This window comes from Roseomonas aeriglobus, assembly GCA_016937575.1.
Classification (GTDB): Bacteria; Pseudomonadota; Alphaproteobacteria; order Sphingomonadales; family Sphingomonadaceae; genus Sphingomonas; species Sphingomonas aerigloba.
Genome location: JAFHKN010000002.1, coordinates 1,658,231 through 1,672,815, shown reverse-complemented (window position 1 = coordinate 1,672,815; position 14,585 = coordinate 1,658,231). Strand labels below are relative to the sequence as shown.

At 65.1% G+C, this 14,585-nt stretch carries 15 protein-coding genes; 7 read left to right on the top strand and 8 right to left on the bottom strand.

The genetic code is table 11. The features are described 5' to 3' along the window. The first annotated feature begins 27 nt into the window (after positions 1-27). Positions 28-1,083, top strand: a complete 1,056-nt coding sequence (pdhA, locus tag JW805_08410; GenBank protein MBN2972038.1) for a pyruvate dehydrogenase (acetyl-transferring) E1 component subunit alpha — start codon at positions 28-30, stop codon at positions 1,081-1,083. Beyond that, positions 1,083-2,516, top strand: coding sequence for a pyruvate dehydrogenase complex E1 component subunit beta (locus JW805_08405; GenBank protein ID MBN2972037.1), 1,434 nt, complete (start codon positions 1,083-1,085; stop codon positions 2,514-2,516). The genes pdhA and JW805_08405 overlap by 1 nt, the downstream gene beginning before the upstream one ends. 54 nt (positions 2,517-2,570) lie before the next feature. On the opposite strand, the gene JW805_08400 is transcribed toward JW805_08405, so the two are convergent. The 3 genes from JW805_08400 to JW805_08390 are packed head-to-tail and all read right to left on the bottom strand — an operon-like array spanning position 2,571 to position 5,700. Continuing rightward, the gene (locus JW805_08400) at positions 2,571-3,233 is read right to left on the bottom strand and encodes a pilus assembly protein (protein MBN2972036.1); all 663 of its coding nucleotides are present in this window, start codon (positions 3,231-3,233) and stop codon (positions 2,571-2,573) included. Next, entirely contained in the window at positions 3,230-3,850 is a 621-nt protein-coding gene (locus tag JW805_08395) for a pilus assembly protein (protein ID MBN2972035.1), read from the bottom strand. The genes JW805_08400 and JW805_08395 overlap by 4 nt, the downstream gene beginning before the upstream one ends. Then, the gene (locus JW805_08390) at positions 3,847-5,700 is read right to left on the bottom strand and encodes a Tad domain-containing protein (protein ID MBN2972034.1); all 1,854 of its coding nucleotides are present in this window, start codon (positions 5,698-5,700) and stop codon (positions 3,847-3,849) included. Before JW805_08390 ends, JW805_08395 begins: the two co-directional genes overlap by 4 nt. A gap of 185 nt (positions 5,701-5,885) precedes the next feature. Here JW805_08390 and JW805_08385 point away from each other — a divergent pair, with 185 nt between their 5' ends. Both JW805_08385 and JW805_08380 read left to right on the top strand, forming a co-directional pair. After that, a complete protein-coding gene (locus tag JW805_08385) occupies positions 5,886-6,548 on the top strand; it encodes a squalene/phytoene synthase family protein (protein MBN2972033.1) in 663 nt (220 codons plus the stop codon). Between the two features lie 86 nt (positions 6,549-6,634). Then, complete coding sequence (locus JW805_08380) at positions 6,635-7,114, top strand: hypothetical protein (GenBank protein MBN2972032.1); 480 nt, start codon at positions 6,635-6,637, stop codon at positions 7,112-7,114. Here JW805_08380 and trmFO read toward each other — a convergent pair. The 4 genes from trmFO to JW805_08360 form a co-directional block, all read right to left on the bottom strand. Beyond that, on the bottom strand, positions 7,044-8,432 hold the full coding sequence (gene trmFO / locus JW805_08375; GenBank protein MBN2972031.1) for a methylenetetrahydrofolate--tRNA-(uracil(54)-C(5))-methyltransferase (FADH(2)-oxidizing) TrmFO: 1,389 nt from the start codon (positions 8,430-8,432) through the stop codon (positions 7,044-7,046). The two genes, JW805_08380 and trmFO, sit on opposite strands and share 71 nt — an antisense overlap. 36 nt (positions 8,433-8,468) lie before the next feature. Then, positions 8,469-9,092, bottom strand: coding sequence for a hypothetical protein (locus tag JW805_08370; protein MBN2972030.1), 624 nt, complete (start codon positions 9,090-9,092; stop codon positions 8,469-8,471). 16 nt (positions 9,093-9,108) lie between these two features. Next, positions 9,109-9,861, bottom strand: coding sequence for a fatty acid desaturase (locus JW805_08365; protein MBN2972029.1), 753 nt, complete (start codon positions 9,859-9,861; stop codon positions 9,109-9,111). A 137-nt stretch (positions 9,862-9,998) separates the two neighbouring features. Beyond that, positions 9,999-10,547: a MarR family transcriptional regulator gene (locus JW805_08360; protein MBN2972028.1), complete on the bottom strand. Its 549-nt coding sequence runs from the start codon at positions 10,545-10,547 to the stop codon at positions 9,999-10,001. 47 nt (positions 10,548-10,594) lie between these two features. Here JW805_08360 and JW805_08355 point away from each other — a divergent pair, with 47 nt between their 5' ends. Both JW805_08355 and JW805_08350 read left to right on the top strand, forming a co-directional pair. Then, positions 10,595-11,254 (top strand): hypothetical protein, encoded by a 660-nt coding sequence (locus tag JW805_08355; GenBank protein MBN2972027.1) that lies wholly within the window; start codon positions 10,595-10,597, stop codon positions 11,252-11,254. After that, positions 11,229-11,660, top strand: coding sequence for a DUF488 domain-containing protein (locus JW805_08350; GenBank protein MBN2972026.1), 432 nt, complete (start codon positions 11,229-11,231; stop codon positions 11,658-11,660). Before JW805_08355 ends, JW805_08350 begins: the two co-directional genes overlap by 26 nt. A 41-nt stretch (positions 11,661-11,701) precedes the next feature. On the opposite strand, the gene JW805_08345 is transcribed toward JW805_08350, so the two are convergent. Beyond that, positions 11,702-12,367, bottom strand: a complete 666-nt coding sequence (locus JW805_08345; GenBank protein ID MBN2972025.1) for a hypothetical protein — start codon at positions 12,365-12,367, stop codon at positions 11,702-11,704. Between the two features lie 410 nt (positions 12,368-12,777). Here JW805_08345 and JW805_08340 point away from each other — a divergent pair, with 410 nt between their 5' ends. Continuing rightward, positions 12,778-14,511, top strand: coding sequence for a hypothetical protein (locus JW805_08340; GenBank protein ID MBN2972024.1), 1,734 nt, complete (start codon positions 12,778-12,780; stop codon positions 14,509-14,511). Positions 14,512-14,585 lie beyond the last annotated feature (74 nt).

The window sequence follows — 14,585 nt, the reverse complement described above, 5'->3', positions numbered from 1 at the left end:
CCGTTCGGAACGAGGTTTCTTAGCATCGTGGCCAAAGCCCCTGCACGCACCACCGCTCCCGCCGGCGAGCCGCCGATTTCCAATCGCGAACGCCCGGCCGAGCCCAAGCCCTATGAGGCGACCAAGGACGAGCTGCTCCAATTCTACAAGGAGATGCTGCTGATCCGCCGCTTCGAGGAGAAGGCGGGCCAGCTCTACGGTCTGGGCCTGATCGGCGGCTTCTGCCATCTGTACATCGGCCAGGAAGCGGTCGCGGTCGGCCTTCAGTCGGCGCTGGACGGCGACAAGGATTCGGTCATCACCGGATATCGCGACCACGGCCACATGCTGGCCTATGGCATCGATCCCAAGGTCATCATGGCCGAGCTCACGGGGCGTGCCGCCGGCATCTCCAAGGGCAAGGGCGGGTCGATGCACATGTTCTCGACCGAGCATAAGTTCTACGGCGGCCACGGCATCGTCGGCGCGCAGGTGTCGCTGGGCGCGGGCCTGGCGTTCAAGCACAAATATTCGGGCGACGGCGGCGTGACGCTGGCCTATTTCGGCGACGGCGCGGCCAACCAGGGCCAGGTCTACGAAGCCTTCAACATGGCCGAGCTGTGGAAGCTGCCGATCATCTTCGTGATCGAAAACAACCAGTACGCCATGGGCACCAGCGTCAACCGCGCGTCGTCGGAAGACCAGCTGTATCGCCGCGGCGAATCGTTCCGCATCCCGGGTATCCAGGTCGACGGCATGGACGTGCTCGCGTCGCGTGGCGCGGCCGAGACGGCGCTGGAATGGGTTCGCGCGGGCAAGGGGCCGATCATCCTCGAGATGAAGACCTATCGCTACCGCGGCCATTCGATGTCCGACCCGGCCAAGTATCGCAGCCGCGACGAGGTCCAGGCCGTCCGCGACAAGTCGGACCCGATCGATCACGTCAAGAAGCTGCTCGAAGCGCAGGGCGTGACCGAGGCCGACCTGAAGGTGGTCGAGCAGGAGATCCGCAAGGTCGTCAACGAAGCGGCGGACTTCGCCGAGAGCGCGCCCGAACCGGACCCCGAAGAGCTGTACACTGAAGTGCTGGTGGAGTCGTACTGATGCCGATTGAGATCAAGATGCCGGCACTGTCGCCCACGATGGAAGAGGGCACGCTCGCCAAGTGGCTCGTCAAGGAAGGCGACACGGTCAAGTCCGGCGACATCATGGCCGAGATCGAGACCGACAAGGCGACGATGGAATTCGAAGCCGTCGACGAAGGCACCATCGGCAAGCTGATGGTCGCCGAGGGCACGGATAACGTGAAGGTCGGCACCGTCATCGCGACGTTGCTCGCCGAGGGCGAGGATGCATCGGCCGCCGCTGCCGCTCCGGCCGCCGCGAAGGACGATACGCCCGCGCCGGAGGCTCAGGCCGACGCCAAGAAGGACGACAAGGTCGAGGATTCGGCGCATCCTTCCCAGGAAAAGGTCGAGACCGGTGCGCGCCAGCTGTTCGAGGCTGCGAGCCACGAGGCCGAGGTCGAGAACCCCGAAGTGCCCGAGGGCACCGAGATGGTGAAGCTGACCGTTCGCGAAGCGCTGCGCGACGCGATGGCCGAGGAAATGCGCGCCGACGAGCGCGTGTTCGTGATGGGCGAGGAAGTCGCGCAATATCAGGGCGCCTACAAGGTCACCCAGGGCCTGCTCGACGAATTCGGTGAGAAGCGCGTCATCGACACGCCGATCACCGAATATGGCTTCGCCGGCATCGGCACGGGCGCGGCGATGTCGGGCCTGCGCCCGATCGTCGAGTTCATGACGTTCAACTTCGCGATGCAGGCGATCGACCACATCATCAATTCGGCCGCGAAGACCAACTACATGTCCGGCGGCCAAATGCGCTGCCCGATCGTGTTCCGCGGTCCCAACGGCGCGGCAAGCCGCGTGGGTGCGCAGCATTCGCAGAACTATGGCCCGTGGTACGCCAGCGTCCCCGGATTGATCGTGATCGCGCCCTATGACGCACAGGACGCCAAGGGTCTGCTGAAGGCGGCGATCCGCAGCGAAGACCCGGTCGTCTTCCTCGAAAACGAGCTGATGTACGGTCGCTCGTTCGACGTGCCGAAGCTCGACGATTTCGTCCTGCCGATCGGCAAGGCGCGCATCATGCGTCCGGGCAAGGACGTGACGCTCGTCAGCTATTCGATCGGCGTCGGTGTGTCGCTCGAAGCCGCCGACAAGCTGGCCGAGGAAGGCATCGATGCGGAGGTCATCGACCTGCGCACGCTACGTCCGCTCGACAAGAAGACGGTTTTGAAATCGCTCGCAAAGACCAATCGTCTGGTCGTGGTCGAGGAAGGCTGGCCGACCTGCTCGATCGCGTCGGAAATCACCGCGATCGTGATGGAGGACGGCTTCGACGACCTCGATGCGCCGGTGCTGCGCGTGACCAATGAGGACGTGCCGCTGCCGTACGCGGCGAACCTCGAGAAGCTGGCGCTCATCACTGCGGACAAGGTCGTCGCGGCGGTGAAGAAGGTCACCTATCGCTGATCGCGCCACCCCGGCGCCGAGCCGAGGGAAGGGGCTACGACGAAAACGCGACGATCAGCTACAGCTGCTGATCGTCGCGTTTTCCGTATTTGTGGGTGCCGTCGACGTATCGCGGCGATCGCGGACCATCATCGACGCGAACTCCACGATCTGGTTGTCGCCGAACAGCCCGGTCTTGATGAGCGGTCGATAGTCGTAGGCAACCTCGACGAACATCGTCGCACCATTGTCCGGCGCGGTGACTTTACGGCCCGTCGGGCCGAGCCCGTCGGAAAAGGTCGGCGAGGCAAGGCCGGTGGTATATAGCGGCGTATAGACCTTCGACCCACGACAGCGCCGCCAGCCGATCTTGTATTTGGCGGTCGTGTTCGGGCTCGCCGCGGGTTCCAGGCTGGTGACGATCACCCGTCCGCGACCATAGAGGTCGAGCTCGCCCGCCTGAAGTCCAGCGCCGGTCAGCAAGTCGTTGATATCGGCTTCGGACACCGTCTTTGCCTGCAACTGCGTGCCGTTACCGATGCGTGCGGCATTGTCCGCAATCTGCAGCGCCACCTGGCTGATCCGCATCCGGGTCGTAACGAAATTGGTCAGTTCGGCCCCGGTCAGGCTCATGACGATGAAGACGGGCACGACATAGGCGAATTCGACGAGCGCCACGGCACGACGGTCGGCGAACAGCCGGCGCAGCACGGGACGGGGACGGGTGGTCAGTGTCATGTGCAATTCCTGACGACCGGCGCGGCGTAGCTTGCCTGGTCGCCGTACGGCTGATTTTCGAGCACGGTCTGTGCGGTAACCGTCTGCGTGGTGCCGAGGCCGACGAACCCGGCAACCGGGACGATACGGGGGTAGGTCATGCGAACCGTGTAGAGCGTTGCATCCTTCGCCCCGCCCTGGCCGGCGTTGCCGCCATCCCGGTCCCAGACACCGTTGCCATTGGCATCGCTGTACGGCTCGCCGGCATCGCACGTCTTGTTGTCGTTGGTATCGGTATATGTCTCCGCGCGGGCCGCCGCCGCTTCGGTGAAAGTGCGGTAGAAGCGCCGCGTGATGACGATCGTGGCGCCGTTGTACATGGCCTTGGCCTGCGCCCTGACCTTGTCGTCCAGCTGCGTCTGGGTGTTTTCCTCCGCGCCCGATTCGAGCGTCGAATCGCGAGCGGTCTTCTGAACGATGCCCTGCAACACCGCACGGGTGTAGAGCGTGTGGCTGACGTCGAGCGCGCCCATCAGCAACAGGCACATCACCGGGGCGACGATGGCGAATTCGACAGCGGTAACCCCCCGCGCGTCGTCACGCAGCCCGTCGATACGGGTTCGGATACCGGCGATCATCGCGTCAGCCTCAATTGGGAAATCTGGTCGGCGATCGACTTGAACGTCGTCTGCAATTCGGCGCGATTGTTGGCGCTGTAATATCTGCCGGTAGAGGCACAGTTCCTCATGCGCGTAACCGTGGCCGATGCCAAATTGCCGAAGGTGACGACCCACAGGGTGATGTTCTTGTTCTTGATTGCGGTGCAGAGCGCTTCGGTCCGGGCATTGGTCTGCGCGACCAGATTGCCGGTATTGTTGCAGCCGCTAGTCGGGACAGTGGATACGCCGACGGTCCTGCGATCGAACCATTGGAAACCGTAGGCGCCGTAATTCTCGCTTTCAGCACAGGGGTCGCCGTCGGTCATGAAAACCATGTGACGCTCGATCTCGCCCCCTTGCGGCGTATTTGCGTTTTCGGACGCGAACACGCCGGTCGGCGACATCAGGCGGCCGCCCCAGAGCAGACCAATGTCGTGATAGGTCTGACCGCCTGCGACCAGGCTATCCACGTAATTGCCGAACAACGTCGCGTCAGGCCAAGACTGGAGCTTACGCGCCTCGCGCGGGCAGCTGTACGTCCGGCCCCGCTGCATGTTTGCTTCGCTGTCGACGGTGTTCAGCGTCCACCCCGAACCGTCGCCGCGCGACCAGATCAGATTTTGCAGCGCCGGCTTCCACTGCGTCGTTGGGTCGCCCGCCGTCGGCACCATATCGATATCGAGATCCTTCGCGCCCGAGGGGATCGGGTTGTAGCTCGACTGCGACACGGTCTGCCGCTCCTCGATACATCCATCCCAGGCGATCGTGGTGTTGGCGCCATTTGTTCCGACCGGCCACTGGAAGGAGTTCAGCCACGACGTGCCGCTCTTCAATCGTCCGACGTTGACCGAATGCTGGCCGTATCGCCAGAAACTGAAGGTCGTCCCGGTTTCAGCGATATCGTACGTCGTAACGACTCGACGGCGCGTCGCAGTGCACGTGTTCGGTGTCCAACTCTTGCGCTTATACGTGTCGGTCGTCACCGTCTTCACGCTATTATTGTCCGACATGGATGCCGACGTCGAATTGTAGGCGGCGATATTCGCGTCGTTGCAATCGGCGTTCGAGACGGGGGACGCGGAGATATCGGATTCGGACACGACGGGCTGGCCGCGCTGTGTTTCGTACATCGCCTTGCGCGTCTGATAGGGCGCGTTGTCGGCGAACCACGACGTCGGCAGCAGCTTGCCGACATTCACGTTGACCGAATAGGGAACGAAGCCGAACCGAACCTGCGTCTGGCTACCCGTACCGCCGCTGGGGGTGCCGGTGGTGCAATTGGCGTCGGTGTCCAGCCGGGCGACGATCTCGTAGAAGCACTTTACCGATTCCTTGAGGCTCGCGAGCTTCGTCTGAGTGTCGCCCGACGGGGTCTCGCTCATCGACCCGGTGGTATCCAGCACGAACATCACGTCCGTGTTCGGAATGCGCATGCCGGCATCGCAGGTGACGCTGATCGTCTCATCGGTCTTCTTGAAGATTTTCATCAGCGTCATCGGGATGGTCGCCGACGCCGTGCCCGACACCACGCCAGCGTCTTCGCTGAAGCTGCGCGTCAGGTTCGTCGAGCTGAACGCGCCCGATGCGAAGTTGCCGTCGAAGAACTGGTTCGCCTGCGCCAGCGCGTAATTATTGTTATACGACCAGGTACCGCCGCCCATCGCCTTTCGCCCGGCGAGCGCGCCGGCGTCGCAGGCGTGCTGCAGCCGCGTCTTCAGCATGTACATGCGACTGATATCGATGCCACCACCAACCAGCCCGGCCAGCGGGATGAGCGCAGCGGTCATGATGGCGAGCGTGTTGCCGCGCACATCGTGCAGAAGCCGCATCAGGAATCCGCGCGTCTCGCGCCCCACGGCTCTCGGATTTTCAGACATCGCGCGGGCGAAACTCCCTTTGTCGCGAACACCTCATGGCTCTGACAAAGTTCCTTCTGGCGGAACCACGTAAAATTTGGATTAAGGCGCGGCGCGCGGTTATGAGCCGGGCTACCCGCGCTGGGCGAAGGAGCAGAATGGCCGATAGCAGCGACCTGCGACAAACGGCGGTCGAGCCGGAACGGGCGCTTGCGCTGGCCTGGCTGCCGCCGGACCGGCGCGACGCCGTGCGTACGCTTTTCGCGCTCGATGCCCGCCTGGCGGCGCTCGCGCGCTTTACCCGCGACGCCCACGTCGCGCAGATGCGTCTGACCTGGTGGTATCAGGCGATCGAAGCCCTCGACACGCGCCCGGCCCCGGCCGAGCCGCTGTTGCAGGCGATCCAGCGTCATATCCTGCCCTCCGTCCGTGGTGCCGAGCTCGTGGCGATGGTCGAAGGCTGGGAGGAGCTGCTTGACGCCGAACCGCTCGATGACGACCGGCTCGAGGCATTCGCCGACCGTCGGGGGGCGGTGCTGTTTGCCGCCCTGGCGCGGATTCTAGGTGCGGCGGAGGGCGACCCGGTTGGCGCGGCGGGGAAGGGGTGGGCGCTCGTCGACTTCGCGGCGCAGAGTCCCGATCGCGCGGCGGCAGCGCGGGCGCAGCATCTGGCGGATCGTCACCTGACCGCGGCGACCGCGGTGCGCTGGTCGCGCGCGGGCCGACCGATCGGTGCGCTGGCGCATCTCGCGACGATCCCGCTCCGGTCGCCGGCCGCGCGCTCGCTGCGGGTGCTGCGCCACCGCCTGACGGGTCGCTGATCGATCCTCTCTGACTTTTGTTCCCCATTGCCGATTGCCGGTCCGCCGCTTAGCCTGCCGCCGACGGGGACGCGGGGGATCGGGCGATGCTGCGATATCTGGCCGGAGTGGTATCGGCGCTGCTGCTGGTCGGGGCCGGCGTCTTCCTGTTCCGCTCAAGCGCGTCGACGGAGGCGCCGCCGGTACCCGAGCCGCGCGCCGCGAGCCCGAGCCCGGGCGAGGCCCAGGACGCAGATGGCGAAGTGGCGCTGCCCGAGGCGAGCCGCCAGACCCGCGAACAGCGGCGCTTCGGTCGCTACGACAAGGATCGCGACGCAACGATCACGCGGGACGAATATCTCGCCAGCCGCCGCAAGGCTTACGCGAAGCTCGATACCAACGGCGACGGCAGGCTGTCGTTCGACGAATGGGCCGCGAAGACGACCGCGAAGTTCACGACCGCCGACCGCGACCGGTCGGGAACGCTCAACGCCGCCGAGTTCGCGACGACGGCGGTCAAGCGGTCGCCGGCGCGACGTCGCTGTCCGCCGCAGCAGCCGGCGAACGAGGCGGCGGAGGCGGATTGAGCCACGCGCCCAGCGCCGCGCGCGCGCGATCGGTGTACATGCGCTTGCGGTCGGCCTTCTTCGTTCGTCCCTCGATCGGGGGAAACAGGCCGAAGTTGACGTTCATCGGCTGATAGGTCTCCGCCACCGCCGCACCGGTGATGTGGTGGAGGAGCGCCCCCAGTGCCGTCTCGAGCGGGGGCGGGGTCATGGTCGTGCCGAGGATTTCGGCGGCGGCGAACCGCCCCGCCATCAGCCCGACCGCGGCACTTTCGACATAGCCCTCACAGCCGGTGATCTGGCCGGCGAAGCGGATGTTCGGCCGTGCCTTGAGCCGCAGCGTCGGATCAAGCAGTTCGGGCGAGCGGATGAACGTGTTGCGGTGCAGCCCCCCCAGCCGTGCGAACTCGGCGTTCTGCAGCCCGGGGATGGTGCGGAAAATGCGGACCTGCTCGCCATGCTTCAGCTTGGTCTGGAAGCCGACGATGTTCCACAGCGTGCCGAGCGCATTGTCCTGGCGCAGCTGGACGACGGCATAGGGCCAGCGGCCGGTCTTCGGATCGTCGAGCCCAACCCCCTTCATCGGGCCATAGCGCAACGTTTCGACCCCGCGTTCCGCCATCACTTCGATCGGCATGCAGCCTTCGAAATAGGGGACGTCCTCCCAGCCCTTATATTCGGTCTTCTCTGCAGCGAGCAGTTCGGCGTGGAAGGCGAGATATTCGTCCTTCGTCATCGGGCAGTTGATGTAATCGGACCCGTCGCCCTTGTTCCAGCGCGACTGGAACCAGGCGACGTCCATGTCGATCGTGTCGCGATGGACGATCGGCGCGATCGCATCGAAGAACGCGAGTGCGTCGCGTCCGGTCGCGGCGGCGATAGCGTCGGCGAGCAGCGGATCGGTCAGCGGACCCGTTGCGACGATCGTCGGCCCGTCCTCCGGCAGCGCCTCGATCCGTTCGCGGACGATGGTGATGTTGGGATGCCCCTCCAGCGCCGCGGTCACGCCAGCGGAAAAGGCATCGCGGTCCATCGCCAGCGCCGAGCCCGCCGGGACGCGAGTCGCATCGCCTTGGCGCAAGATCAGCGAGCCGAGCGTCCGCATCTCCTGGTGCAGCAGGCCGACCGCGTTGCTTTCGGCATCGTCCGACCGGAAGCTGTTCGAACAGACGAGCTCGGCGAGGCCATCGGTATGATGCGCCGGAGTCGATACGCCCGAGCCGCGCATTTCTGAGAGCTTCACGCGGACGCCCGCCTCCGCCAGCTGCCATGCGGCCTCCGACCCGGCGAGGCCGCCGCCGATGATATGAACCTGGTGATCCTGCATGAATTTTCCCATGCCGGGATCAGCCGCGCGGGGCAATGGCTGGACGGGTCAGGCGAAATCGACGTCGGTCCAGTGGATCGCCCTATGCGCGACGCTGGCGCAAGCGACTGCGGTCAAGACGAGCGGGATCGTCGCCATCCCAGCATCGAAGGCGGCGGCGATGATCAGGCCCATGCCCGCGCCGACAGCCGCCCACAGGCTACGACGGCGGGCGGTCGCGTGTTTCAGCCCAAGCCAGCTGAGCAGGGCAACGCCGAGGATCACCGGCATGCTCGCGGCGATAGCGCCGACCGGCATGGACAGTGGCGCCGAGATCAGGCCCAAGCCGACGCCGGACAGGATGCGGCCGATCGGCGTACCATTGCCCTCGGTCACGAGGCTCAGCGTGGATAGAAAGACGGGGCCGGCAATCAGCGAGGCGAAACCGATCGCGCTTCCCTGGCCCGTCGCGACCTTTTCGTCGGAGGGCTCTGGCGTCATCGCGATCGTGGCTGTCGTCATGGCCTGTGGTGGTGTCATGATGTCGTTTGCCTCGGGCGCCAGCCAGAAGGCGGTCGGGCACTCGCGATAGAGGCGCTCCTCCTCGGTTGCCGCCCAATGCAGGGCTTTCGCGAGGACGGCATCGGCTAGCCGGGGCATGGCGGCAATGTCGGCGTCGGTGGGGGCGGTCATGGCGCAGCTCCTGTGATCAGCGGAACGGGGTGGGAATGACGGACCGCGCGTTTGCGGTCAGCGTGGGGCAAACGGCGTCGAGCCGTGCGGCCAGCCGCGCGAGGCGCTTCACTGGCACCGCGGGGAACAGGTGATGCTCGAGATGCAGGAACATGTTGTAGGTCAGCAGGTTCACCAGCGGCGACCTTTGAGTGCGCGCGATCGCAGCGTCGCCGTCGCAGCCGTGATGCGTGATCCACACGGCGAAAAAGGCGGTCAGGCACTGCGCCACCAGCATCGCAGCGACGTGAAACAGAAGGACGGGGGATCCGCTGCCGATAGCCGCCGCGACAACACCGCCGTTGAGCACGAAGTCGATCGCCATCCGCCGCCGCAGCACCGGCCCGCCCTTCGCCCAGGCGGAACGGTGCATCTCGATCGGGAAGACCGGGCCGTAGAGCAGCACGCGCCACGCCGGCATCGTGCCGCACTTGCCTTCCAGATCGTCGGCATGGCCGACATGACGGTGGTGGCGAAGGTGATTGAACGCAACCGCGCTGTTCGATCCAAGCATCAAGGCGCTCAGTGCGTGCAGGACGATGCGATGACCCCGGGCAGAGAAACCGAGATTGTTGTGGATCGCCTCGTGGTTCAGCCGCAGGGCGGTCAGGAATATCATGAAGGCCGCGCCGGTCGCCGGCACCCACCAACCCGCTCCTGCGCACGCCCAGGACAGGCCGATCCAGGGCAGCGGATGAAGGCACTCGACCAATCCGTCCCGAACGCGCATCGCGGTCAGGTCGCGCCAACGTACGGCACGGAGTAAGTACCTGCGATCGGTCGTATTTACTGTTGTTCCGATAGTTTCGGTAATTACAGAAAAAGAATTGCATGCGAGTGCGGTCGTCATGGGATGCCTCCTACACGTCAGTCAGCCTTTTTCGATTTTCCGGGAAGGAACTTCGCGACCTTGCCGCCCAGTTTCATCAGCGCGACCAGAGTCGGCTTCGGGAGCACGCGAACCTGGTCGTACCAGCCGCCGAGCGTCGTCAGGAATTCGTGCATCCGCGCAATGCGCGCGCGGACGTGGGGCGGGGCGCTGTCGTCCGCGCCAAGACGTTCCGCCAGTTCGCCGAGAAGGGCGATCGTCGGATCGATCTCGCGACGCTTGCGCTCCTCCGCGATCCGCATCAGCATGTCCCACAGGTCGGTTTCAGCAACGAAATGGTCGCGGCGGTCGCCTTCGACATGGACACGGCGGACGATGCGATAGGACTGAAGTTCGCGCAGCGCAGTGGACACGTTGGAGCGAGCGAGCCCCAGGGCCTCGACGATCGCCTCGGCCGTCAACGGCTCGTCGGAGAGGTAGAGGAGGGCATGGATTTGCGACACGGACCGGTTGACGCCCCACTGCGTTCCCATCTCCCCCCAATGAAGGATGAAGGCCTTGGCATCCGGATGATCGATGAGTCGCATGAAACACTCTTTACTGTTATTGCAGAAATTACGATCATGATCGGATGATGTCAATCGACCTTCGTGCCCGTCCGCAGATTCTGTTCTTATTCGCGCTGTTCGTCGGCGTGAGCTATTTCGTGGCCGACAAGCTGGCTTTGCAGGGCCCCGACATGGTCGCATGGAAGGGCTTCGGCGTCGGGCTGCTTGCGCTATGGGCCGCACGCCATGCTGACGGGGTCGAGGGATGGGCGATTGCGACGGTGCTTGCGGCGGGCGCAACCGGCGACGTGCTGCTCGAAACGCACGGCCTTGTCGCCGGTGGGTTCGCATTCCTGATCGGTCATTTGCTTGGCATTGCCCTTTACGCGCGCGGCGCCTGGCGGCGGGGAGGGGCGGTCGTTCTTGTCTGCGCCGCCGGCGTGTCCGTCCTGGGCTATGCACTGACAGGCGCGATCGGCGTGGCGGCTTACGCGGCGGCGCTTGGCGGGATGGCCGGGGCGGCGAGCCTTGGCCGTTTCGGGCGCTGGCCGATCGTCGGCGCGTGGCTGTTCGTGACGTCGGACCTGCTCTTGTTCGCCCGAGCCAGCGTTCTGGCCGACAGCGGTCTTCCGACCCTCTTGATCTGGCCGACCTATTTTGCCGCTCAGGCGTTGATCGCCTGGGGCGTCGTGTCGACGCTCGTCGCTCAGGAGCAGGCGCGTGACGATCTACACCATCGGCTATGAAGGCGCGACGCAGGCCGACGTGATCGCCGCGCTCGAGCGGGCGGGCGTGAAGCGGGTCATCGACGTGCGGCAGCTGCCGCTGTCTCGTCGGCCGGGTTTCTCGAAATCGTCGCTGGCCGCGTCGCTCGCCGAACGCGGCATCGATTACGTGCATCTGAAGGCGCTCGGCACGCCCAAGCCCGGGCGCGACGCGGCGAAGAAGGGCGATCGGGCGACGTTGGAGTCGGTTTACGCCGGCCAGCTCGAGCTGCCCGAGGCTCAGGCGGAGGCCGTTCGGATGCGCGTGCTGGCCGCGGAGATGCCCAGCGCCCTGCTGTGTTTCGAGCGTGACCCATCGGTGTGCCACCGCACGCTGCTGCTGGCAGCAGAAGGGGCCGGGGAGAAGGTAATCGATCTGACGCCGTGAACGCGATCGCTCGTTCCGAGCGATGTCGAGGGGTGGCCGGGTCAGCGCCGCGTGGCGAACCAGATGACGTGTCGCGGGCCTTTGCCATTGCTGCGCGCGCGGACGGCGACCTCTTCGACGTGGAAACCGCTGTCCTTCAACCGGCGGGTGAAGCTGGCGTCATCGCCCGCCGACCAGACGGCGAGGACACCACCAGCCGTGAGCGCCTGGCGCGCGCGTTCGAGCCCGGCCATCGAGTAAAGCCGATCATTCGCATCCCGCACCACGCCGTCCGGTCCGTTGTCCACGTCGAGCAGGATGGCGTCATACCGCCCATTCCGGATCGCGTCGGCAACGTCCCCGATCTTGATGGTGGTCCGCGGATCGTCGAGGCAGTCGCCGGTCAGTTCGACCATTGGCCCTCTGGCCCAGTCGATGATCTGCGGCACTAGTTCGGCGACGGTGACTCGAGCGCCCTTGCCGAGCTTCGCCAGTGCCGCCCGCAAAGTGAAGCCCATACCATAGCCGCCGATCAGGAGATGCGGGGCGGGGCGGTTGCCGAGGCGATCGATCGTCATCGTCGCCAGCGCTTCCTCCGACCCGCTCATCCGCGTGTTCATCAACTCGTTGCGGTCGAGCATGATGATATGGTCGCGGCCGTGGCGAAACAGACGCAGCGGCGCACCGCCGGGGACGGGGGCGGTATCGAGGAGTTCGCGCGGGGTCATTCGGGGCTGCTTCCTCGCGATTACTAAGTTCGCAACCGCACCGACGTCGGTCGAGTGATGATCGAGCGCCGACGTGTCCGCTGAAAGCTGGCCTGCAGCGTCATCGGGTGCGTAAGGCGCGGGAGTTCGCCTCCGCTAGCTCAGCCAGCGTCGCCTTGCCACCTGGAATGATCGACCGCGCTGCGAGGCACCGGCTTTTCGGCGGCTGGATGCCGACCGCTGGTTCAATACGCCCATTCTGAAGCCATCCAATTGACGCATGACTACATATGTATACGATATACGTAACAATGTCGTTGGGAGGGGTGGACGTGAAAGGGCGGTTCAAAGACCTGAGTGTTTCTACGATACTTTGCTCGCTGCTCGCGGCTTGCGGCGGCGGCGGTGCAAGCGAGAGCGGATCGACCATCGTGGCGGCGCCAGTCTCCCCTGCTCCGACGCCGCCGCCCCCCGAACAGCCGACGGTCGTCGGCTGCCAGAGCAAGTCGAGCCGCCTTCCCTGGGGGCAGGCGCAACTCCGGACGTGGACGCCGAAGGCGACGGCCGAGCCCGCCGAGCCCGACCGCGCACTCGGCAGCGCCTTCGGCGCACCGTTCCAGGCCAGATTGATCCTGGCCTATGGCGAAGATTACGGCGCCTCGCGTCGCACCGTCCTGCTGGAGGCGGCGGACGGTTGCCGCCGGCAATATCGCGCGGAATCGTTCAGCGACGCGGATCAGACGGTCATCGCGGATGCGATGGCGCAGCATCCTCTGGTCCCCGACACCGCCAGCTACCGGCTGACCTATCGTAGCGGCATGACGTCGCCCGAGCTCGTCGAGCAGGGGAAACTGAAGCTCCATCAGACTCAGCATTTCGCGATCTGGTACGGCACGAACACGCAGAGCGAACTCTACGTCGTAGCTGGCAGACAGGGACGAACAGCGGACCAGGTTGCGCAGGACACGGGCGAGTGGCTGGAGAAGCAGTGGCTGATCAATCGCGACATCCTGAATGCGCCGATGCCCTACGCCAACAGCGCCGACCGGCGAAAGGTCGACGTGTTCTTCTGCGGCTCCGGCCGCCCGCTGGCGAACACCGACGATCTGCGGGGGTGCGGCAATACCGCCGCCGAATATATCAACCTCTCGATGACGGAACTGGAAAAGGGATCGCCGATCATCGTCCATGAATTCGGCCATGTGATTCAATTTTATTCCGGTGGCTTCCGCGACAAGGGTGACGCCGGGGTGATCTGGGAAACCGGCGCCGAGTGGAATTCCTTCGCAGTCACGCCGTCCTATTACGCTTCTTACGCCAGCTATCTGAATCAGTTGGAAAACAGTTTCCTGTTCTCCCCCGCCCGGTACGGGGCAAATCCGATCTTCACGTACCTGTTCGAACAGGACAAGACCCGCGACCTCGTCTTCGGCACATGGTTGAACAATCTGCGCACGACCACAGGTGCGACGACCGAAGACTATTTTCAGGCCTTCGTGCGGCTCGCGAAGGAAAAGGGCATCTATCCGAACGGCTATGCGTCCTTCGCCGACGATATCGGCTGGTATGGCGCCCGCCTGGTGACGATGGACTTTTTCAACCAACGCGCGATGGCCGATGCGCTTCGCGCGACTCGCACGACGACGCGGTTGGCGAACTTCTATACGCCGCTGGCAGCTGCCAGCACGTCGGATGCGACACTGTTCGCCCCCCCGTCGAAGCGGCCGTTGTTGCAATGGGGCACGCACATCGTCCCGCTGACGACGTCCGATCAGCAGGTGACGGTCACGCTGAACGGAGACACTACGAGCAACCAGGCGGCCTGGCGCTTCACCCTTGTTTCGGTCGCGGCCGACGGCACCCCTGCATATGCGCGGATGACCACGGTGGAGGGCAGAGCGAGCGCCAGTGTGCGGATGGCCCCGCAGGCCGGCGCCAAGATGTACCTCGTCGTCAGCGCCACGCCGTATGTCTACGAAACGCTAGGCTGGCAGGAAAACGGCAAGCCGGTGAAGGGCACGCGGTTTCCCTACACCGTGAAGATCGAGGGGGCGACGCCGCGCACCGGATCGCAGGACGCTTGCGACCCGAACGTGGAGTTCGGGGGGTGGACGCTGAACTACACGCTCAGCGGCGACAAGGAGACGGGGCGCGCCTGCACCTGATCGCGGCACGGCCGGCCCGGACCGAGTGGCCCGGGTCGGACCTGCAATGCTTCCGCTCGCGCGCGATGAAGGTC

Excerpts from the sequence above, each read along its gene's own strand:
- JW805_08405 (MBN2972037.1), top strand. The coding sequence starts at position 1,083 with ATGCCGATTGAGATCAAGATGCCGGCACTGTCGCCCACGATGGAAGAG.
- JW805_08400 (MBN2972036.1), bottom strand. The coding sequence starts at position 3,233 with ATGACACTGACCACCCGTCCCCGTCCCGTGCTGCGCCGGCTGTTCGCC.
- JW805_08395 (MBN2972035.1), bottom strand. The coding sequence starts at position 3,850 with ATGATCGCCGGTATCCGAACCCGTATCGACGGGCTGCGTGACGACGCG.
- JW805_08390 (MBN2972034.1), bottom strand. The coding sequence starts at position 5,700 with ATGCGGCTTCTGCACGATGTGCGCGGCAACACGCTCGCCATCATGACC.
- JW805_08385 (MBN2972033.1), top strand. The coding sequence starts at position 5,886 with ATGGCCGATAGCAGCGACCTGCGACAAACGGCGGTCGAGCCGGAACGG.
- JW805_08380 (MBN2972032.1), top strand. The coding sequence starts at position 6,635 with ATGCTGCGATATCTGGCCGGAGTGGTATCGGCGCTGCTGCTGGTCGGG.
- trmFO (MBN2972031.1), bottom strand. The coding sequence starts at position 8,432 with ATGGGAAAATTCATGCAGGATCACCAGGTTCATATCATCGGCGGCGGC.
- JW805_08370 (MBN2972030.1), bottom strand. The coding sequence starts at position 9,092 with ATGACCGCCCCCACCGACGCCGACATTGCCGCCATGCCCCGGCTAGCC.
- JW805_08365 (MBN2972029.1), bottom strand. The coding sequence starts at position 9,861 with ATGCGCGTTCGGGACGGATTGGTCGAGTGCCTTCATCCGCTGCCCTGG.
- JW805_08360 (MBN2972028.1), bottom strand. The coding sequence starts at position 10,547 with ATGCGACTCATCGATCATCCGGATGCCAAGGCCTTCATCCTTCATTGG.
- JW805_08355 (MBN2972027.1), top strand. The coding sequence starts at position 10,595 with ATGTCAATCGACCTTCGTGCCCGTCCGCAGATTCTGTTCTTATTCGCG.
- JW805_08345 (MBN2972025.1), bottom strand. The coding sequence starts at position 12,367 with ATGACCCCGCGCGAACTCCTCGATACCGCCCCCGTCCCCGGCGGTGCG.